Raw genomic sequence first — 19,284 nt, forward strand, 5'->3', positions numbered from 1 at the left:
GCGAAACGTCATGACAGGGATGTCGCGGCTCTCAGCCGGCACCGCCGGCCGGGGCCTCGACCGAGGGACGAAGCAGCGCGGCCTCGATCAGCGCCACCGTTTCCGCCACGCCGTACAGGCCGATGAAGATGCCGAAGCGCGGCCCCTCGGTCTGGCCCAGCAGGACCTCGTACAGGCAGCCGAACCAGGTGCGCAGCGGCTCGAACCCGTGGCGCTTGCCGATCTCGAACACCAGGTTCTGCAGCGTATCGGGGTCGGACGGCCCGTCCGCCAGCCCGCGCAGGCTGTCCGCCAGGTCGGACAGGGCCGCGCGCTCGCGCGCGTCGGGCTGGCGATAGGTCTTCGCGGGACGGACGAAATCGGCGTAATAGACGATCGCGTGGTCCACCAGCCGCGCCAGCAGCTGGCAGGTCTCGGGCGAGGCGGCGGCGTCATAGCGGCGGATGAATTTCCACAGCACGTCCGGGGTTTCGGCATTCGCGACGCTGGCCAGGTTCAGCAGCATGCCGAATGTCAGCGGGCTGCCGGCATCCGCGCCGATCGGGCCGCCATGGATGAACCAGGCCGGGTTGGACAGCAGCGCGGGATCGTTATCCGGCAGCGCCTGCGCACGCGCGACATTGGCCAGGTACTCGTCGGCCGCCTTGGGGATGACGTCGAAGAACAGGCGCTTCGCCCTCTGCGGGGCATTGAACATATACTGGCCCAGGCTTTCGGGCGGGGCGTAGCGCAGCCATTCCTCGACCGAAATGCCGTTGCCCTTGGACTTGGAAATCTTCTGGCCGTTTTCGTCCAGGAAGAGTTCGTAGGTCAGGCCGGCGGGCGGCTGGCCACCCAGGATGCGGCAGATCTTGCCCGACAGCTTGACGCTGTCGATCAGGTCCTTGCCCGACATTTCGTAATCCACGCCCAGCGCGAACCAGCGCATGGCCCAGTCGGCCTTCCACTGCATCTTGGCATGGCCGCCGGTCACCGGGGTCTCGAAGACGGTGCCGTCGTCGTCGGTCCAGCGGACGGTGCCGGCCGCCGGGTCGATCGCATCCATGCGCACCTGCATCACCATGCCGGTGCGCGGATGGATCGGCAGGACCGGGGAATAGGTGGCGCGGCGGTCCGGCCCCAGGGTCGGGGCGATGACCGCGACGATCTCGTCGTGCACTTCCAGCACCCGGCGCAGCGCGGCATCGAACAGCCCGCCGGTGTAGTAATCGGTCGAGGACGCGAATTCGTACGTGAAGCCGAATCCGTCCAGGAACGAACGCAGCCGGGCATTGTTGTGGGCGGCGAACGATTCGTGGGTGCCGAACGGGTCGGGGATGCGCGACAGCGGCTTGCCCAGGTGCTGGCGCAGCATGTCGCCGTTGGGCACGTTGTCCGGCACCTTGCGCAGCGCGTCCATGTCGTCGGAAAAGGCCAGCAGCCGCGTCGGCCGCCCCGTCAGCCGGGTATAGGCCTGACACACCCACGATGTGCGCGCGACCTCGCCGAACGTGCCGATATGCGGCAGGCCGGAGGGCCCATAGCCGGTTTCCAGCAGGGCGGGAGCATCCGCCGGGCCGGCCTTCCCTTCGACGTGGGCCGCCAGTTTGGCGGCCTCCTCGAACGGCCAGGCCTTGGGCAGGGAAACGGGGTCGGTACGGTTCTGTTCGGACATGATGGGCCAAAAGCTATGAACTGGAGCGGAACGGGTCAATCCACACCATACACGATCGGCGCCATGGAATAATCGCGCATTGGCCGCTGGGTGGGCGACAGGCTGGGCGTTGTGCCCTATATGTTCCTGTCATGGCCGCCCCGCTTCCCTCCCCGGACATGCCGCCCGCCCTGGTGGCGCGCCACGGTTCGTGCTCGCTGCTGACGCCGGATGGCGAGGTCCTGACCCTGGCCGCCGAGGAAGCGGTGCGCGAACTGCGCGCCTGGCCGGCGCCGCTGGTGGTGCATGCGCCCCTGACCGCCCGCAGGCTGGGCCTGCCCCCCCTGCCGCAGCCCACGCCGTGGCTGGACCTGCTGGAACTGTTCACCTTCGTCCTGCCCGGCCGCACTATTCCCCCCACGGTGCGGGGCCTGGCGCAGGCGCTGGACCTGGACGATGCCCGGATCGGCGCGGCCGAGGCCGACCTGCTGCCCGAATTGGCCGATATCCTGCTGGATCGCGCGGCGGCGCTGCGCATGACCCCGGCGGGTGAGGACATGGCGGCCCTGGCAATCCGGATGGACCGCGCCGGCTGGGCCTGGGGCGGCAGCGTGCTGGCGGCGCTGGGCGCGGCCCACCCCTTGCCGCCCGAGGCCCTGCAACCGGGCGATGCGATCCGCGTCTGGCGCCGCCTGCCGAGATGGGAGGACACGGCCCCCCGCCCCGCCCCCGCCAACCATCCGGTTTCGGCCGCCGACGCGCGGCGGCGGCTGGGCGAGATGCTGGGCCCGCAGGCGGAAAGCCGGGCGGGTCAGGCCGACTTCGCCGGCGCGGCCAGCGCCGCCTTCGCCCCCCGGCTGGTCCGTGGCGACCCGCATATGGTGCTGGCCGAGGCCGGGACCGGCACCGGCAAGACGCTGGGCTACGTCGCGCCGGCCAGCCTGTGGGCCGAGCGCAATGGCGGCGCCGTCTGGATCAGCACCTACACCCGGCACCTGCAGCGGCAGATCGAGGGCGAACTGTCGCGCCTGTATCCCGACCCGGCGGTGCGACGGCGGCATGTCGTGCTGCGCAAGGGGCGGGAAAACTATCTGTGCCTGCTGAACATGGAAGAAGCCGTGAACATGGCCGGCAGCCGGGGCGGCCCCTCCGGTGCCATCATCGGGCTGTCGCTGGTCGCGCGCTGGGCCGGCGCCACCGCAGACGGCGACCTGCTGGGCGGCGACCTGCCCGGCTGGTTCGGCGACCTGTTCGGGCGCGGGCTGCTGGCCGGCATCGCCGACCGGCGGGGCGAGTGCATCCATGGCGCCTGTCCGCATTACCAGCGCTGCTTCGTCGAGCATTCGATCCGCCGCGCGCGCGAGGCCGACCTGGTGATCGCCAACCATGCGCTGGTGATGGCCCAGGCCGCATGGCACGCGATGGACGGCGAGAGCGGCGCGGACGAGGACAACATCCCGACCCGCTATGTCTTCGACGAGGGCCATCACGTGATGGACGCCGCCGACAGCGCGTTTTCCACGGAACTGTCGGGCCTGGAGGCGGCGGAACTGCGCCGCTGGCTGCTGGGGGCGGAAGGCGCGCGGTCACGCGCGCGGGGCCTGAAGCGCCGGCTGGACGATCTGGTAGTGGGCCAGCCGCGCCTGGAGGCACCGCTGGAGGCCGTCCTGCAGGCCGCGCACGCCCTGCCCCCGCCCGGCTGGTCCGCCAGGCTGGCCGATGCCCTGCACCCGGTCCTGGAACCCGTGCCGCAGGCCGGGGAGGACGAAGCGATGCCGGCCCTGGCGGGACCGGTCCCGGCAGCGCCGGTCCTGGCGGACGCGACCCTGCCCAATCCATGCGAATGGATGCTGCATCTGCTGGCGCGGCAGGTCCTGGCCCGGTCCCGCGCCAACGAGCCGGGGCATACGGGGCACCGGGGCGGCGCCATCGAGTGCGACCTTCATCCCCTGTCCGACGCGTTGCCGGCGGCGGCAGCGGCGCTGGCGCGCGCGCTGGACCGGCTGGCCGTCGCCCTGCGCACCTTGGTCGAGCGCCTGCTGGAACGGCTGGAGGACGATACGGGAGACCTGGACTCCGCCACGCGGGAGCGAATCGAGGCGGCGGTCCGTACCCTGCGCCGCCGGGCGCTGAGCCGTGTCGAGGGCTGGGTCGCCATGCTGCGCGCGATCGGGGGGCCGGAGGATGGTCCCGGCGGGATGGCGGAACGCGGCACCCCCCAACATATCGATTTCATCCGGCTGGACCGGCGCGAGGGCCAGCGCCCCGGCGAGCAGGATGTCGGCCTGCACCGGCACTGGCTGGACCCAACCATTCCGTTCGCGGCGGTCCTGGCGGCGCCCGCCCATGGCATCCTGACGACATCCGCCACCCTGCGCGACGAGAACGGCCGCGGCGACGGCGACGAGGCCGAGCGCGCCTGGGAAGCGGCGGAGGCACGGACCGGCGCCAGCCACCTGCCCTCGCCCGCCCTGCGGGCGGCGGTGGCCAGTCCGTTCGATTATCGGCGGCAGAGCCGGGCCTTCATCGTCAATGACGTGGCCCACGACGATATCGGCGCCCTGGCGGGGGCATACCGGACCCTGTTCCAGGCCGCGGGCGGCGGGGGGCTGGGACTGTTCACGGCGATCTCGCGCCTGCGCGCGGTGCACCAGCGCCTGTCGCGGCCCCTGGAGGACGCCGGGATCCCGCTCTACGCCCAGCATGTCGACGGCATGGACAATGCGACCCTGGTCGACATCTTCCGTTCCGAAGCCAATTCCTGCCTGCTGGGCACGGATGCGATGCGCGATGGCGTGGACGTGCCGGGCCGATCGCTACGCCTGGTGGTGTTCGAGCGTGTGCCCTGGCCCCGGCCGGACATCCTGCATCGCGAACGGCGGACCCACCTGTCACGCGGCCAGCCCGGCGAATATGACGACCGGATCGCGCGGCTGCGCCTGCGGCAGGCCTTCGGCCGGTTGATCCGCAGCAGTTCCGATCGCGGCGTGTTCGTCCTGCTGGACCGGCGCGCACCGTCGCGCCTGCTGTCCGCGTTCCCCGAGGGGGTCGCCGTGCGCCGCGCCGGGCTGGGCGAGGTGGCGCGGGACATGGAATCCTTCCTGCGCGGACATGAAAACGGGGAAGACGGTTTTCCGCCCTCCCCGTCCTTCACGTCCTGATGCGGGTCGCGATCAGAGCGGCTTGAGGTTCGAAGCCGCCGCCTTGCCGCGCTCGGTCACCACGTCATAGCTGACGCGCTGGTTTTCGTTCAGGCCGCGCAGCCCGGCCGCCTGGACAGCCGTAATGTGGACGAACACATCCTTGCCGCCATCTTCCGGCATGATGAATCCGAAGCCCTTGGTCGCGTTGAACCACTTCACAGTTCCCGTCGCCATAGTCGATCTATCCTTGGCTGTCCGGCTTGCCGCCGATCTGTACATAACCTGTCCATCGGATACGCCTCCCCGGCGGACGGTTCCGCCGACGATCGCTGCCGATGCAGTCCCCGCATGGGCGCACAAATTGTTACCGCTTGTCAAACCATGCGAGCGGCGGGAATTTCTTAAAAAAAACGTAAAAAAAGGCCGCCCGAAACCGGACGGCCTTCTTTTCCGAGTAACCGGACGCCGATCCGGCGGCATTCCGCCACCGGACCGGTTTCATGGATCTTAGAAATCCATGTCGCCCATGCCGCCCATGCCGCCACCGGCGGGCATGGCCGGGGCCTTCTTTTCCGGCTTCTCGGCCACCATCGCCTCGGTGGTGATCAGCAGGCCGGCAACCGACGACGCGTCCTGCAGCGCGGTCCGCACGACCTTGGTCGGGTCGATGATACCGGCAGCCACCAGATCCTTGTAATCGCCGATCTGGGCGTCGAAGCCGTAGTTGTAGTCGTTGCTTTCCAGCACCTTGCCGGCGATGACCGCACCGTCTTCGCCCGCGTTGTGGGCGATCTGGCGCAGCGGAGCCTGCAGGGCCTTGCGGATGATTTCCGCGCCGACGCGCTGGTCGTCATTGTGGAAATGCAGGTTGCCCAGGGCGGTGGACGCACGCGCCAGCGCCGTGCCGCCGCCGGGGACGATGCCTTCCTCGACCGCGGCGCGGGTCGCATGCAGCGCGTCGTCGACGCGGTCCTTGCGCTCCTTCACCTCGACCTCGGTCGAGCCGCCGACGCGGATGACGGCGACGCCGCCCGCCAGCTTCGCCAGACGCTCCTGCAGCTTCTCGCGATCGTAGTCCGAGGTGGTCTCCTCGATCTGCGCGCGGATCTGGCCGCAACGGCCCTTGATGTCGTCGGACGCGCCGGCGCCCTCGACGATCGTGGTGTTTTCCTTCTCGATGCGGACCTTCTTCGCACGGCCCAGCATCGCCAGGGTCACGGTCTCCAGCTTGATGCCCAGATCTTCGCTGATGACCTGTCCACCGGTCAGGATCGCGATGTCTTCCAGCATCGCCTTGCGACGATCACCGAAGCCCGGCGCCTTGACGGCGGCGATCTTCAGGCCACCACGCAGCTTGTTGACGACCAGGGTCGCCAGCGCCTCGCCATCGACGTCCTCGGCGATGATCAGCAGCGGACGGCCGGACTGCACGACGCTCTCCAGCAGCGGCAGCATCGGCTGCAGCGACGACAGCTTCTTTTCGTGGATCAGGATGTAGGGGTTGTCCAGGTCGGCAACCATCTTCTCCGCGTTCGTGATGAAATACGGGGAGATATAGCCGCGATCGAACTGCATGCCCTCGACGACGTCCAGTTCGGTGTGCAGGCCCTTGGCCTCTTCCACCGTGATGACGCCTTCGCTGCCGACCTTCTGCATGGCCTGCGAGATCATCTCGCCGATCTCATGCTCGCCGTTGGCCGAGATCGTGCCGACCTGCGCCGTTTCGGCCGGGGTCGTGATCTTCTTGGTGTTCTTCTTCAACTCCTCGACGACCGCGATGACGGCCTTGTCGATGCCGCGCTTCAGGTCCATCGGGTTCATGCCGGCCGCAACGGCCTTGGCACCCTCGCGGACGATGGCCTGGGCCAGAACGGTCGCGGTCGTGGTGCCGTCACCGGCGACGTCGTTGGTCTTCGACGCCACTTCGCGCACCATCTGGGCGCCCATGTTCTCGAACTTGTCGGCCAGTTCGATTTCCTTGGCGACGGAAACGCCGTCCTTGGTGATGCGCGGCGCGCCGAAGCTCTTGTCGAGCACGACGTTCCGGCCCTTCGGGCCCAGGGTCACCTTCACCGCGTCGGCCAGAATGTCCACGCCCCGCAGCATGCGCTGGCGTGCGTCACCACCGAACTTTACGTCCTTGGCTGCCATATCAGAATTCTCCTGTAGGAATCTTGTCGATCAGAGGGAAAAGGAGGGGAGACCTCAGGCGATCACGCCCATGATGTCGCTTTCCTTCATGATCAGCAGCTCCTCGCCATTGATCTTCACTTCGGTGCCCGACCATTTGCCGAACAGCACCTTGTCGCCCGCCTTGACGTCCAGGGCGACGATCTGTCCCTGCTCGTTCCGCGCACCCGGACCAGCCGAGATGACCTCGCCTTCCATCGGCTTTTCCTTGGCGGTGTCGGGGATGATGATGCCGCCGGCCGTCTTCTCTTCGCCGGTCAGGCGACGGACGACCACACGGTCATGCAGGGGCCGAAAATTGGTCATTATGGATCGCTCCACATCAAAAAAGGTAACGCCCTTGAATAAGCGACGCCACCGGTTGGCGCGCGCGCCAGGCCGCATCGCTTTGGCACTCTCCGCACGAGAGTGCCAGCAACAGGTAGGATCACCCTCCGTCCGTGTCAAGGATCGGCAGCACTTTCTTCCGGTGACTGCCAATCTTTTGGGAACAAAGAATTTTTCTTGAATTTCCGCCCAGGCGTCACGCAGGCTGGATTCTGTCGGTTCCTGTCGATCATGCAGCGAGGCATCCATGACCCTGCGGCTTCAGCTCCACGACTATCGCCTGACGACCGCCGAAATCCTCTATCGCCTGCCGGATCACCCGGTCCTGCTCCAGACCTATATCTGGCAGGACCTCGACATCGCACCCGCCTACCCGGAATTGCGCCGCTTCCTCGATTTCTGGACGCGGTCGATCGAGGGACGGCTGCATTCCGTGCGGGTGGCGCAGCAGGGCCTGATCGCCGCCCCCGCCATCCGCCACGCCGGGACCTGCCTCACGCTGCATTGACCGGTCAGTCCCGGCCGGGTTCGCCCGGATCGGGGTCCAGGCGTGCGCCGTCCAGTGTCCGCGCCGCCCGTTCGGCTTCCTGCTTCCGGCGCGCGCGTTCGGACAGGGTGCGGCCATGCAGCGCGCGGTTTTCGGCGGCGTCGCGCGCCTTGTCGGCCCGGGCCTTGCGTTTCCGGGCCTGTCGCAGGTTGACGATTTCGGCCATGGCGGCACTCTTCCAGAAACTCGAAAGCAGGAGGATTTCGTCCATGGGTACGATCACCAGCCTGACGGCATCGGACGGCCATACCTTATCGGCCTACCTCGCCGGCCCCGCCGACGCATCCCGCGCCCTTGTGGTGGTGCAGGAGATTTTCGGTGTCAACACCCATATCCGCGCCGTATGCGACGGGTTCGCCGCCGACGGTTATCGCGTCATCGCGCCGGCCCTGTTCGACCGGGCGGAGCGCGACGTGGAACTGGCCTACGATTCCGACGGCGTGCAGACGGGGTTACGCCTGCGGGCGGCGATCGCGCCCGAGGAGACGCTGCTGGACCTGACCGCCGCCGCGCGGGCACTGGGGCTCGCGCGGATCGGCATCATCGGCTATTGCTGGGGCGGGACCCTGGCGTGGCTGGCGGCGTGCCGGACCGACCTGTTCGCGGCCGCCGTGGGCTGGTACGGCGCCGGGATCGCAGCACAGAAGGACCTGACGCCCCATTGCCCGGTGGAACTGCATTTCGGCGAGACCGACGGATCGATCCCGATGTCCGACATCGCCGCCATCCGCGCTGCCCACCCCGAGGTCACGATCTTCACCTACCCCGATGCGGGGCACGGGTTCGGCTGTTCGGAACGCGACAGCTTCAACGCCCAGGCCGCGTCCCTGGCACGGACCCGCAGCCTGGCCTTCTTCGAAAAAAACCTCTAGCCGGGATCAGCCCCGCGCCAGCACCCGGCCCGCGACGGATTGCAGCTTCGCCAGCAGGGCCGGGTCGCGGCGGTCGGGCGCGGTGATCAGCGCATGTTCCAGTGCCCTGTCGCAGCCGGCACGGCACGGGCCGCGCGGGCTGCCCAGGGCCGGAATGACGGATTTGACCAGCGCGCGGGCGCGATCGGCATTGGACAGCATGACCTTGACCACCGCATCCACGGTGACGCTGTCATGGTCCGGGTGCCAGCAATCGTAGTCCGTCACCATGGCGACGGTCGCGTAACAGATCTCGGCCTCGCGGGCCAGCTTCGCCTCGGGCATGTTGGTCATGCCGACCACCGAACAGCCCCAGGACCGGTAGAGGTTGCTTTCCGCCCGGGTGGAGAATTGCGGGCCTTCCATCACCAGGTACGTCCCGCCCCGCGTGACGTCCAGCCCCAGGCCGCGCGCGGTTTCCTCCAGCGCGTCGCCGATGCGCGGGCAGAGCGGGTCGGCCATCGAGACATGGGCGACGCATCCGGTATCGAAGAAGCTCTTTTCCCGCGCGAAGGACCGGTCGATGAACTGGTCGATGATGACGAAATGCCCGGGCGGCAGTTCCTCCTTCAGCGATCCCACGGCCGAGAGCGAGACGATGTCGGTCACGCCCGACTGCTTCAGCGCCGCGATGTTCGCCCGGTAGTTCAGGCGCGACGGCGGGATCGGGTGCCCGCGCCCGTGGCGTGGCAGGAACACGCAGCGCACTCCGTCCAGCCGGCCGAACAGGAGTTGGTCGGACGGCAGGCCCCACGGCGTTTCCACCGTGCGCCATTCCTTTTCCTCCAGCCCGTCGATGTCATACAGGCCGGACCCGCCGATCAGTCCGATGACGGGTTCGATCACGTCCGCGTCGGACGGGCTGGGTGCGGGATTAATGGACATCGGACCAGATTCTCCGTTTGAGAAGGAACGCCAGCACGGCGAGGAACAGAAGATAGAGCGTCACCTGGATGCCCAGGCGATGGCGCTCCGCCAGATGGGGTTGCGCCACCCAGGCCAGGAAGGTGGTGACGTCGCGCGCTTCCTGCGCCGTCGTGGCCGGGGTGCCGTCGGCATAATCCACCAGCCCGTCATGCAATGGCGGCGGCATCGAGATTTCCCCGTCGGCGGCGTACGGGTTGTAGAACGCGCCGGGATGGCTGGGCCGGTAGCCGGCGGGCGGCGTGCGGTAGCCGGTCAGCAGCGCGTAGATCCGGTCCGGCCCGCCGGTATAGACCAGCGCCAGCCGCGACTGGTCGGGCGGCGGCGTGCCGTTGTTGGCGGCGGCCGCGGCCTCGGGACTGGGGAAGGGATTGCGGAAATGGTCGGCCGCCGTGGCCGGGCGCGTGACCGGTTCGCCCTGCGCGTCCACTCCGCCCGGGACGGACTGGGCGGCCGCGATCTGGCGCACCTGCTCGTCCGTCAGGCCCATGGCGCCGAGGTCGCCATAGGTCACGGCGTTCATCGAATGGCAGGCCGAACAGACCTGGGCATAGACGGCATAGCCGCGCTGGACCGCCGCCATGTCGAAGCGGCCCAGCGGACCGTCGAAGCTCCAGTCCTGATGGGGGGCCGGGGCATGGGGGGCGGCATGGACGGCGGGCGCGGCCAGGCACAGCGCCGCGGCAAGCGGCGCGACCAGTATCTTCTTCATGCGTCGTGCCCCGTGGCGTGGTGCCCTTGGGCGGCGGCTATGCTTTCCGGCAGGACGACATGGCGTTCCGTCCGGGCCGACAGCGGCAGCAGGACCAGGAAATGCGCGAAATAATAGACCAGCGCGATCCGCCCGGCGATCATCCACCCGCCTTCGGCATGGTGGCGGCCGACGAAGCCCAGCAGGATGAAGCACAGCACCAGCAGCACCATGCACACCCGGTAGAACGGGCGAAACCGGGCCGAGCGGATCGGCGAGCGGTCCAGCCACGGCACCAGGAACAGGATCAGGATGGACCCCACGGCCGCCAGCAGGCCGCCGAATTTCGACGGCACCGATTGCAGCATTCCGTAGAAGGGCAGGAAATACCATTCCGGTTCGATATCCGCCGGCGTGTGCAGCGGATTGGCCGGCCGGAAATTTTCCGCCTCGAACACCACGTGCGGCAGGAAGAACACCAGCGCGGCGAACAGCAGCGCGAACAGGATCATGCCCAGCGCGTCCTTGCTGGTATAATAGGGGTGGAAGGTCAGCGTATCGCGCGGGCCCTTCGGTTCGATCCCCAGCGGATTGTTCGACCCGGTGACGTGCAGCGCCGCGACATGCAGGACCACGACGCCCAGCACCGCGAACGCCAGGACGAAATGCAGGACGAAGAACCGGTGCAGCGACACGTCACCCGGCGCGTCGCCGCCCTGCAGGAAATGTTCCAGCCACGGGCCCACGAACGGGATCGCATCCACGGCCTTGCCCGCCACGTCGGCGCCCCAGTACGACATCTGCCCCCACGGCAGCACATATCCCGCGAAGGCGGTGAACATGACCATGACCAGCAGCAGCAGGCCCGTCAGCCACAGGATTTCACGCGGGCGCTTGTAGGACCCGTAATACAGGCCCCGGAACAGATGGATATAGAGCGCCGCCAGGAACAGGCTGGCACCGGTGACATGGATCGACCGCAGCAGCCAGCCACTGGGCAACTGGCGCTCGATCGCCTCGACCGACGCGAAGGCGCCGGCGGCGGTCGGCGTGTAGTTGACGGCCAGGAAGATCCCGGTGGCCAGCATCACCAGCAGGACCACCGTCAGGATCGCGCCGAAATTCCACAGCCCGTTCAGGTTTCGCGGGGTCCGGTAGTCGATATATTCGTGGCGGAACCCCGTGACGACCGGCAGCCGCGCGTCCACCCATGCCAGCACGCCGGTCCCGCCCCGCTGATCCGTTGCGTCTCCGGAACCTGAATCCGTCATTCATCCATCCTTCCGTGCCGCACGGGACGGTGCGGTGTCTTTCGCACTCCTTACCGGGCAGGGGGGGCTTCTTGCAATCGTCCGCGCGAACGGGCACCGGTAGGGCCGTTGCCCCCCAATCGCATGAGATGACCCGACCATGCCCGAGACCCGCGCGCCCGTCCCCCACGACCTGCTGAAGGCCGAGGCCAGCACCTGGTTCGAAGGGCTGCGCGACCGGATCTGCGCGGCGTTCGAGCGAATCGAGCAGGATGCCGACAGCGTGCAGGCCCTGCCCGGCCACGCCGCCCCGGGCGCATTCCAGCGCACGGCATGGGACCGCACGAATGACGACGGAACCCCCGGCGGCGGCGGCGTCATCAGCCTGATGCGCGGCCGGGTGTTCGAGAAGGTGGGCGTCAACGTATCCACGGTCGAGGGCACGTTCAGCCCGGAATTCCGCGCCTCGATCCCCGGCGCCGCCGAGGACCCGCGCTTCTTCGCCACCGGGATCAGCCTGGTCGCCCATATGTGCAATCCGCTGGTCCCGGCCGCGCATTTCAACACGCGGCTGATCGTCACCACCCAGGGCTGGTTCGGCGGCGGCGGCGACATCACCCCGATGTTCCCCGACAGCGCCGAGGCCCAGGCCGACGCCGCCCGGTTCCATGCCGGGTTCCGCGCCGCCTGCGACCGGCATGACCCAACCTATTATCCGCGCTTCAAGGAATGGTGCGACAGATACTTCTTCCTGCCGCACCGGGGCGAGGCGCGCGGCCTGGGGGGCATCTTCTACGACCGGCTGAACAGCGGGGACGAAGCGGCCGATTTCGCCTTCACCCGGGATGTCGGGCTGGCGTTCCTGGAAACCTATCCGGCCATCGTGCGCCACCGCATGGGCGAACGGTGGACGGCCCACCAACGCGAGGCGCAACTGGTCCGGCGCGGCCGCTATGTGGAATTCAACCTGCTGCACGATCGCGGCACGCTGTTCGGCCTGAAGACCGGTGGAAATACCGAGGCGATCCTGATGAGTCTTCCCCCCGAGGTCCGCTGGCCGTAAAGTCCCGCACTCGCCGCCGAGGGGGACCCCCGGCACCTGCCATAGACTTGCCCCATTTCGGCGCGACATACGCGCTGCAGTGGCCCCTGCGTTGGAGATGCCGCCCTTGCCCGTTGCCCGGCCCGTTATTGTCCTGTTTGCGCCACCCGGTCGGGCGTAGATGACCATGCGCCGTCGCCATTTCCTCGCCACGGCGGGTCTTGCGCTCCTGGCCGGCCTGCCGCCGGCCCGCGCGGCCAGGGGCCTGACGCGCATCGCCGACATCGTCCCCGCCGGTGGCACCATTGCCGACCCGACCCTGCTGGTTGCCGGAAACGCCGACAGCGTGGCGGGCAAGTGGGGCACCGTCCTGTCCCCTGCCCTGGCGCAGGGCCTGGATGCGCCCCGGCCGGTCAGCATGCACCTGACCAGCGGGCAGGACGGGGTGACCGGCGCCAACCTGTTCGACACCCAGACCGTGCCGGACGGCACCACGGCGCTGCTGGTGCCCGGCGCGGCGCTTGTCGCGTCGCTGGCGGGCGATCCGCGCGCCCATTTCGATTTCGGCCGGTGGGTTCCGCTGATGCTCAGCCTGGTGTCGCCCGTGGTGGTGGGCCGCGCCGAACTGCACCGCACCTTTCGCGACCTGATGCGCGACCGGCCGGTGCGCATCGCGGTATCGGCCGATACCGGGGTGGAACTGGCCACCGTGCTGGCGATGGCGCTGTTCGGCCTGCGCCCCATCCCCGTCGCGGGCTTCGCCAGCCGCCAGGATGCGCTGGCGGCCCTGCGCGACGGCAAGGTGGACGTGGTGCAGGTTTCGGACCCCATGTCCCCCCAGGCGCTGGCCGCGATGTTCGACACGCTGGGGCAGAGTGGCGCCGCGCCGCTGTTCACCCTGTCGGATACGGTGCGGATGACCGCGCAGGGCCACACGGTGCCGACCCTGGCCGAACGCTTCGCCCAGGAACGGGGGCACCCGCCGGACGGCCTGTTGTACGAGGCGTGGAAGGTCGTGGCCGCCGCCGCGTCGCTGGACGTGGCGCTGGTGCTGCCGATGCTGACCCCGCCGGCGCAGGTCGCGGGCTGGCGTCATGCCATGGCAACGGCCGATGCCCACGGCGCGGTCGATACCCTGATGAACGGCAACGGCCGCAAGCTGGTCACCGGCACGGATTGCGCGCCCCACCTGCGGGACATGACCGGCGAGACTTCCGCCGTCCTGACCCTGCGCCGCTGGCTGGCCTCCCACGCGCCGAACTGGCGCCTTGGATAAGTCGGTCAGGGGCCGGCTTCGACCCCATCGACCACGACATGGGGCCGGCCGAGCGAGCAGCTTTCGACGCGGGCGCGCACCCCATAGACCTGCTGCAGCGTCTGCGTGGTGATGACGTGCCGGGGGGTCCCGGCCCCCACGATCACGCCCTGCCGCAGCATCACCACGTAATCGGCCTGTTGCAGCGCGATGTTCAGGTCGTGCAGGACCACCACCGTCACCATGTTGCGCGCGCGGGTTTCGCGGCGGACGACCTGCATCACCGAAAACTGGTGGTGCAGGTCCAGTGCGCTGAGCGGTTCGTCCAGCAGCAGAACGGCGGGGCGGCGGACCAGCGCCTGGGCCAGCCCGACCAGTTGCCGCTGGCCGCCCGACAGTTCGTCCATATAGCGCAGGGCCAGGTCGTCCACGCCCAGCCGGGCCAGGACGTCCAGGGCCTCGCTGACCTCGTCGTCTTCCCAGTCGCCGGCCGGGGCGGCGGCGCGCCGGGCGGCGATGACCGATTCCAGGACCTGGAGATGCACGGCAGGCGGCAGGGCCTGCGGCAGGTAGACGCAGTGCCGGGCCCGCAGCGCGGGACGCATGCGCGACAGTTCGGCCTCACCGCACCGGACCGTGGCCCCGGTGCGCTCCAGCCCGGCCAGGGCGCGCAGCAGGGTCGACTTGCCGCTTCCGTTCGGACCCAGCAGGGCCGAGACCTGGCCGGCCGGCAGCGGCCCGACCGAAAGGTCGTCCAGCACCGTCCGGCGGCCATAGCGCACCGTGACGTGGGCAGCGGTCAGGCCGCTCATGATGCCACCCGGCGGCGCAGCACGATCGCCAGGAAGAAGGGAATGCCCACCAGGGCGGTGACGATGCCCACGGGCACGATGACGCCCGGCAGCACGTTGCGTGCCGCGACCGAGGACAGCGACATGATCAGGCATCCGACCAAGACGCTGCCGGGCAGGTAGAAGCGATGGTCCTCGCCCAGCAGGCCGCGGGCGATATGCGGGGCGACCAGCCCCACGAAGCCGATGGTGCCGACGAAGGACACCGCCAGCGACGACAGGATGCTGATCCGCAGCAGCGACCCGATGCGTACCCGGCGTACGTCCACGCCGAAGCTGGCCGCCCGTTCCTCACCCATGCGCAGGGCGGTCAGCGACCAGGCCGAGCGAAAGGACAGGGGCAGGATGACGGCGCAGACCGACGCCAGGATGCCCACCTTGCTCCAGTTCGAGCGGGTCAGGCTGCCCATGGTCCAGAACACCAGGTCCTGCAGCGCGTCCTCGCTGGCCACGAACTGGACCAGCGAGACCAGGGCGTGAAAGGTGAAGACCAGCGCGATGCCGAACAGCACCACGGTGCTGGTCGAGGCATCGCGCAGGCAGGACACCAGGTCCAGCAGGAAGGCGGAACCGATGGCGAAGGCGAAGGCATCGGCCGAAACGACCCATTCAGCGGGCACGCCCGGGATCTGCCATTGCAGGACGATCGCCAGCGACGCCCCGAACGCCGCCGCAGCCGATACGCCGAGCGTGAACGGGCTGGCCAGCGGGTTGTTCAGGATCGTCTGCATTTCGGCCCCGGACAGGCCCAGCGCCGCGCCGACGCACACCGCCATCAGCGCGTACGGCAGGCGGATCTGCCAGACGATGACGCTCTGCCCGGCCGGGACGTCGTGCGGATGCAGCAGGACCCGCAGCAGGGTCGCGGGCGACAGGCCGGACGGTCCCAGCGCGAAATCCAGCAGCATCGACATCAGGATCAGTACCGTCAGCACCGCCAGGATCAGGCTGCGGCGGCGCAGCAGGTGACGATAGGAATCCCGGACATGCCGCACGCGCTCGGCCGTCAGCAGGGCGGGATCGACCGGCCCGGAACGAACCGCACGGGGGCGCGTCAGGGTCGTGTCGGTCATGGCGTGTCCGACACCCAGTAGGTCCCGCTATTGGGAACGGGCAGGAAGCGCGCGTAAAGCTCGGTCCGGGTCGCTTCGGGATCGACGTCGCGGAACAGGTCGGGATGGAACCATTTGGCCATCACCTCGACGGCCAGGATATTGTACGGGGAATCGTAGAACGAATGCCACAGCCCGTAGGCATGGCCGTCCTTCACCGCGCTCAACGTGGAAATCCCGGGCCGTTGCAGCACGGCCTGCACCGAAGCGCGGGCCGAGGCCGGATCGGTCTCCGCCCCCATATGCACGCCCAGGCCCTGATAGGCCGGCCCCTTGGTGCCATCCACGATATAGATGTCGGGATTGGCGGCGATGACCTGTTCCAGCGCGATGTCACCGATATAGCCGGGCAGCAGCGGGGCGGCGATATTGCGCCCGCCCGCCGCGTCGATGAAGGCGCCCATGTTGCCGTTGCCGGCCGTGTGACAGCAGGAATCCCGGGTGCCGGCCAGCATTTCCAGGAACACGGTCGGCCGGGCGGATTGCGGCAGGGTGGCGACGCGGGTGCGAATACGGTCCAGATGCGCCTGGTAGAAGGCGATATAGGCCTCGGCCTCCGCCCGGCGATCCAGCACCGCGCCCAGGATACGCATGGACGGGACGGTGTCATCCAGCGGGTGGGCACGGAAATCGACGAACACCACCGGGACATGCGCGCTCTGCAATTGCGCGACCAGTTCGCTGGAGGCCGCGGGACCGTGTCCGGAAACCGACAGGATGGCCAGGTCGGGGCGCAGGTCCAGCACCTTCTCGGGGCTGATCGTGTCGGCCGTGGTCTTGCCGATCAGCGCCACCTTGGCCGCCGCCGGAAAGGTCGCGACATATTTGTCGTAGCTCTGGACGTCGGCATCGCGGAATTCGCCCTGCCAGCCGACGATGCGGTCGAAGAGGTGGGATTTTTCCAGCGGCGCCAGGGCATAGATCAGCCTGCCCTCCCCCAGGATGATCCGGTGGACATGGGCGGGAATGTCCACGCTGCGCCCCGCCAGGTCCGTGATCGTCGCGGCACGCGTGCCACCCGCCGCCATCATCGCGACGGCAGCCGCCAGGCCCGCGACCGTCCGCCATAACCGACAATGCCCATGCTTCCGGGGGGATTTTGCCTTCAAGCGCTTTCTCCTGGCAGGTGCCCAGCCTTCATATCGCCTTCCCTGCTAAGTGAGAAGCATTCGCGAAAGAAGCGGGCTTGCGTGCATGGCTCGCATGTTTGCAGGTCGTCCTGCACGCGCCCCCGCAAGATCCGTGCCGGTACGAAGCCGGAGTCAGCCCCGCCGGCGCAGGAGAATCCGCACCGATCCCTGGTTGGCGGCGTGCGGATGGGTGACGGCCAGGATCAGCGGCCGCAGGTCCGGGCGGCCCAGCCAGAAGGGCAGTTCGCGCCGCAGGACACCGCCCTGCCGGCCGGACCCCAACCCGGTAATGACCTCGACGCAGCGCAGATTGTCGGCCCGTGCCTGGACCAGGAAGGCATGAAGGCGTTGAAAGGCCGCCTGCACGTTCTGCCCGTGCAGGTCCAGCGTGCGGGTCGGGCGCAGCTTGCCGCTGACCAGGGCGCGCCAACTGGTATCATCCAGCCCCGGCCGGCGTTCGCCGATTTCCACGCTGGCCTGCGACCGGTGCAGGGTATAGGCGGGCACGCGGGGCTGCAGGGGCGCCGGCTGGGGCGATCCGGCGGCAAGGGGCGCGGCACGGCGGCCCCGGACCGGAGAAGGAACGACGTCCGGAACGGGAGCAGGCTCGGGCGCGCCAGCGGGGTTACCGGCCGCCGCCTTTCGCGCCAGCGGCTTGATATCCCGCACGAAAGCCGTCCACAGCGCCTGTTCGTCTTCTCTCAGAGTCCGCCGTCGGCGCACGCCCACCCCTCCATCCGGAATGGGCCTGTCTTAGAGCAGATCGCGCCCGGGCCGAAGACCCGATCGCGATCCGTTCCCCCTTCAGTGCGTGGTTTCAGCCAGTTGGTGGCCCTGGTAGGTGCCGGTCAGGGTCTGGAGGAAGGCCACGATATCGGCCACGTCGTGGTCCGACAGGTCGTGATCGGGCGTCTGGTAGCGCGCCATTTCCCGCACTGCCTGGTCCAGCGTCTTGACGCTGCCGTCATGGAAATACGGCGCGGTCAGGGCGATGTTGCGCAGGTTCGGCACCTTGAAGCGTTCCATGTCGGCGTCCGAATGGGTCACCATATAGCGTCCCTTGTCGGCATCGGTCAGCGTGCCGCCGCGCGCGGCGAAGTAATCGCCCTCCAGGCCCATCGCCTCGAACGCCTGCCCGCCCAGCGAGACGCCGGTGTGGCAGCCCGAGCATCCCACGCTCTTGAACAGCGCGTAGCCGTTCTTTTCCTGCGCGTTCAGGGCCTGGTCGTCGCCCTTCAGGTAGCGGTCGAAGCGGCTGTCGGGGGTGATCAGGGTCTTTTCATATTCCGCGATCGCATCCGTGATCCGGTCCCTGGTGATCTCGTCCGAGCCGAAGACGCCCTGGAACGCGGTGAGGTAGGTGGGGTCCTGCTTCAGCTTGTCGGCCACGCCGGTCCAGTCGTGCGATCCCATTTCCAGCGGGTTCATCACCGGTCCCGCCGCCTGGTCGGCCAGGGTCGCGGCGCGGCCGTTCCAGAACTGGCTCTGATTGAACGCGGCGTCATAGACGGTGGGCACGTTGATCGGGCCGTGGCGGTTGTCGATGCCCAGCGCCGTGACCCGGCCGTCCACGCCGCCATGGTCCAGCGCATGGCAACTGGCGCAATTGAGGGTGCCGTCCCCCGACAATTGCTTGTCGAAGAACAGGCGCTGGCCCAGCGCGACCTTGGCCGCATCCACCGGCAGCGTCTCGGGCACCGGCTGCACCGGTTCGGCCGCGAAGCGTGGGGCGACCCCCGGGGTCGCGTAATGCGCGCGCCGTTCCGCCGCGATCCAGGTCAGCAGCGCGTCACGCTGCGCCTGCGACAGATGGGCGTGCCAGTGCAGCAGCAGGTACAGGGTCGGCGGCATGCGGTTCTGGCGCACCACTTCCTCGATCCGCGCCAGTTGTTCCTCGGACGGAACGGCGCCGCTCTGGAACGCGGCCAGCACGGGCTCGATCCGGAAATGACGCAGGCCCTGGTCCACGTCGCGCTGCATCAACTGGTTCGCCACCGGCACATGGAAATAGAACGGCAGGTCGGTATTGCGGGCATGGCAGTAGTCGCACCGGGATTCGCGAATCGCGGCGAAGGCCGCCGAGGCGACCGGATCGGCCAGTGTTGGAGAATTCGTGCCCAATGTCGGCGCGGTGTCATGGTCGAAATGGGTCAGATACCCCACTGTTCCGCCATAGGCGACGCAGCCCAGGGCCGCCACTGATAGTACGAGCTTGCGCACCGACACATTCATTCTCCGTTGTCGTCAGAAGAATGGTCTGGCCCATCCAGGTTTTCAC

18 protein-coding genes are annotated in these 19,284 nt (G+C 68.5%); 5 read left to right on the forward strand and 13 right to left on the reverse strand.

The genetic code is table 11. The features are described 5' to 3' along the window. Positions 1-31: 31 nt before the first annotated feature. The gene (locus GDIA_RS01375) at positions 32-1,654 is read right to left on the reverse strand and encodes a lysine--tRNA ligase (RefSeq protein ID WP_012225744.1); all 1,623 of its coding nucleotides are present in this window, start codon (positions 1,652-1,654) and stop codon (positions 32-34) included. Positions 1,655-1,785: 131 nt separating this feature from the next. Here GDIA_RS01375 and GDIA_RS01380 point away from each other — a divergent pair, with 131 nt between their 5' ends. Further along, a complete protein-coding gene (locus GDIA_RS01380) occupies positions 1,786-4,794 on the forward strand; it encodes an ATP-dependent DNA helicase (protein WP_012553045.1) in 3,009 nt (1,002 codons plus the stop codon). Positions 4,795-4,806: 12 nt separating this feature from the next. Here the strand turns inward: GDIA_RS01380 and GDIA_RS01385 are convergent, their stop codons facing one another. The 3 genes from GDIA_RS01385 to GDIA_RS01395 all read right to left on the reverse strand — a co-directional run bounded on the left by GDIA_RS01385 (position 4,807) and on the right by GDIA_RS01395 (position 7,272). Next, positions 4,807-5,010, reverse strand: coding sequence for a cold-shock protein (locus tag GDIA_RS01385; RefSeq protein ID WP_012225746.1), 204 nt, complete (start codon positions 5,008-5,010; stop codon positions 4,807-4,809). Between the two features lie 273 nt (positions 5,011-5,283). Further along, a complete protein-coding gene (gene groL, locus GDIA_RS01390; protein WP_012225747.1) occupies positions 5,284-6,927 on the reverse strand; it encodes a chaperonin GroEL in 1,644 nt (547 codons plus the stop codon). Between the two features lie 54 nt (positions 6,928-6,981). Continuing rightward, positions 6,982-7,272, reverse strand: a complete 291-nt coding sequence (locus GDIA_RS01395; protein WP_012225748.1) for a co-chaperone GroES — start codon at positions 7,270-7,272, stop codon at positions 6,982-6,984. A gap of 268 nt (positions 7,273-7,540) precedes the next feature. Between GDIA_RS01395 and GDIA_RS01400 the strand changes: the two genes are divergently transcribed. Beyond that, on the forward strand, positions 7,541-7,801 hold the full coding sequence (locus tag GDIA_RS01400; RefSeq protein WP_012225750.1) for an usg protein: 261 nt from the start codon (positions 7,541-7,543) through the stop codon (positions 7,799-7,801). A 4-nt stretch (positions 7,802-7,805) separates the two neighbouring features. Here GDIA_RS01400 and GDIA_RS01405 read toward each other — a convergent pair whose 3' ends face one another. Then, the gene (locus GDIA_RS01405) at positions 7,806-8,051 is read right to left on the reverse strand and encodes a DUF4169 family protein (protein ID WP_231854088.1); all 246 of its coding nucleotides are present in this window, start codon (positions 8,049-8,051) and stop codon (positions 7,806-7,808) included. On the opposite strand from GDIA_RS01405, the gene GDIA_RS01410 reads away from it, so the two are divergent. After that, entirely contained in the window at positions 8,050-8,712 is a 663-nt protein-coding gene (locus GDIA_RS01410) for a dienelactone hydrolase family protein (RefSeq protein WP_012225752.1), read from the forward strand. The genes GDIA_RS01405 and GDIA_RS01410 overlap by 2 nt on opposite strands. Positions 8,713-8,718: 6 nt before the next feature. Here the strand turns inward: GDIA_RS01410 and GDIA_RS01415 are convergent, their stop codons facing one another. Genes GDIA_RS01415 through GDIA_RS01425 form a run of 3 tightly spaced genes read right to left on the reverse strand, consistent with a single transcriptional unit; the run spans position 8,719 to position 11,637 of the window. Then, complete coding sequence (locus GDIA_RS01415) at positions 8,719-9,636, reverse strand: S-methyl-5'-thioadenosine phosphorylase (RefSeq protein WP_012553046.1); 918 nt, start codon at positions 9,634-9,636, stop codon at positions 8,719-8,721. Beyond that, positions 9,626-10,387, reverse strand: a complete 762-nt coding sequence (locus GDIA_RS01420; protein WP_012225755.1) for a cytochrome c1 — start codon at positions 10,385-10,387, stop codon at positions 9,626-9,628. Before GDIA_RS01420 ends, GDIA_RS01415 begins: the two co-directional genes overlap by 11 nt. Next, positions 10,384-11,637 carry a cytochrome b gene (locus tag GDIA_RS01425; RefSeq protein WP_012225757.1) on the reverse strand — a complete coding sequence of 418 codons (1,254 nt, stop codon included), beginning with the start codon at positions 11,635-11,637 and terminating at the stop codon, positions 10,384-10,386. Before GDIA_RS01425 ends, GDIA_RS01420 begins: the two co-directional genes overlap by 4 nt. Positions 11,638-11,776: 139 nt before the next feature. On the opposite strand from GDIA_RS01425, the gene hemF reads away from it, so the two are divergent. Then, a complete protein-coding gene (gene hemF, locus GDIA_RS01430; protein WP_012225759.1) occupies positions 11,777-12,679 on the forward strand; it encodes an oxygen-dependent coproporphyrinogen oxidase in 903 nt (300 codons plus the stop codon). 160 nt (positions 12,680-12,839) lie between these two features. Beyond that, positions 12,840-13,934: a substrate-binding domain-containing protein gene (locus GDIA_RS01435; RefSeq protein ID WP_012225760.1), complete on the forward strand. Its 1,095-nt coding sequence runs from the start codon at positions 12,840-12,842 to the stop codon at positions 13,932-13,934. 5 nt (positions 13,935-13,939) lie between these two features. Here GDIA_RS01435 and GDIA_RS01440 read toward each other — a convergent pair whose 3' ends face one another. From GDIA_RS01440 to GDIA_RS01460, 5 genes are all read right to left on the reverse strand, one after another. Next, complete coding sequence (locus tag GDIA_RS01440) at positions 13,940-14,725, reverse strand: ABC transporter ATP-binding protein (protein ID WP_012225761.1); 786 nt, start codon at positions 14,723-14,725, stop codon at positions 13,940-13,942. Continuing rightward, on the reverse strand, positions 14,722-15,837 hold the full coding sequence (locus GDIA_RS01445) for a FecCD family ABC transporter permease (protein WP_012225762.1): 1,116 nt from the start codon (positions 15,835-15,837) through the stop codon (positions 14,722-14,724). The genes GDIA_RS01440 and GDIA_RS01445 overlap by 4 nt, the downstream gene beginning before the upstream one ends. Then, complete coding sequence (locus tag GDIA_RS01450) at positions 15,834-16,985, reverse strand: ABC transporter substrate-binding protein (RefSeq protein WP_012225763.1); 1,152 nt, start codon at positions 16,983-16,985, stop codon at positions 15,834-15,836. Before GDIA_RS01450 ends, GDIA_RS01445 begins: the two co-directional genes overlap by 4 nt. Positions 16,986-17,138: 153 nt before the next feature. Further along, positions 17,139-17,729, reverse strand: a complete 591-nt coding sequence (locus tag GDIA_RS01455) for a Smr/MutS family protein (RefSeq protein ID WP_012553047.1) — start codon at positions 17,727-17,729, stop codon at positions 17,139-17,141. Positions 17,730-17,810: 81 nt separating this feature from the next. Beyond that, positions 17,811-19,232, reverse strand: a complete 1,422-nt coding sequence (locus GDIA_RS01460) for a cytochrome-c peroxidase (RefSeq protein ID WP_012553048.1) — start codon at positions 19,230-19,232, stop codon at positions 17,811-17,813. Positions 19,233-19,284: the final 52 nt, after the last annotated feature.

The sequence above is a fragment of the Gluconacetobacter diazotrophicus PA1 5 genome (assembly GCF_000021325.1).
Lineage (GTDB): Bacteria > Pseudomonadota > Alphaproteobacteria > Acetobacterales > Acetobacteraceae > Gluconacetobacter > Gluconacetobacter diazotrophicus.

What these genes read in the sequence shown, in the direction of transcription:
- GDIA_RS01375 (WP_012225744.1), bottom strand. Translation starts at nt 1,654, where the DNA reads ATGTCCGAACAGAACCGTACCGACCCCGTTTCCCTGCCCAAGGCCTGG.
- GDIA_RS01380 (WP_012553045.1), top strand. Translation starts at nt 1,786, where the DNA reads ATGGCCGCCCCGCTTCCCTCCCCGGACATGCCGCCCGCCCTGGTGGCG.
- GDIA_RS01385 (WP_012225746.1), bottom strand. Translation starts at nt 5,010, where the DNA reads ATGGCGACGGGAACTGTGAAGTGGTTCAACGCGACCAAGGGCTTCGGA.
- groL (WP_012225747.1), bottom strand. Translation starts at nt 6,927, where the DNA reads ATGGCAGCCAAGGACGTAAAGTTCGGTGGTGACGCACGCCAGCGCATG.
- GDIA_RS01395 (WP_012225748.1), bottom strand. Translation starts at nt 7,272, where the DNA reads ATGACCAATTTTCGGCCCCTGCATGACCGTGTGGTCGTCCGTCGCCTG.
- GDIA_RS01400 (WP_012225750.1), top strand. Translation starts at nt 7,541, where the DNA reads ATGACCCTGCGGCTTCAGCTCCACGACTATCGCCTGACGACCGCCGAA.
- GDIA_RS01410 (WP_012225752.1), top strand. Translation starts at nt 8,050, where the DNA reads ATGGGTACGATCACCAGCCTGACGGCATCGGACGGCCATACCTTATCG.
- GDIA_RS01405 (WP_231854088.1), bottom strand. Translation starts at nt 8,051, where the DNA reads ATGGACGAAATCCTCCTGCTTTCGAGTTTCTGGAAGAGTGCCGCCATG.
- GDIA_RS01415 (WP_012553046.1), bottom strand. Translation starts at nt 9,636, where the DNA reads ATGTCCATTAATCCCGCACCCAGCCCGTCCGACGCGGACGTGATCGAA.
- GDIA_RS01420 (WP_012225755.1), bottom strand. Translation starts at nt 10,387, where the DNA reads ATGAAGAAGATACTGGTCGCGCCGCTTGCCGCGGCGCTGTGCCTGGCC.
- GDIA_RS01425 (WP_012225757.1), bottom strand. Translation starts at nt 11,637, where the DNA reads ATGACGGATTCAGGTTCCGGAGACGCAACGGATCAGCGGGGCGGGACC.
- hemF (WP_012225759.1), top strand. Translation starts at nt 11,777, where the DNA reads ATGCCCGAGACCCGCGCGCCCGTCCCCCACGACCTGCTGAAGGCCGAG.
- GDIA_RS01435 (WP_012225760.1), top strand. Translation starts at nt 12,840, where the DNA reads ATGACCATGCGCCGTCGCCATTTCCTCGCCACGGCGGGTCTTGCGCTC.
- GDIA_RS01440 (WP_012225761.1), bottom strand. Translation starts at nt 14,725, where the DNA reads ATGAGCGGCCTGACCGCTGCCCACGTCACGGTGCGCTATGGCCGCCGG.
- GDIA_RS01445 (WP_012225762.1), bottom strand. Translation starts at nt 15,837, where the DNA reads ATGACCGACACGACCCTGACGCGCCCCCGTGCGGTTCGTTCCGGGCCG.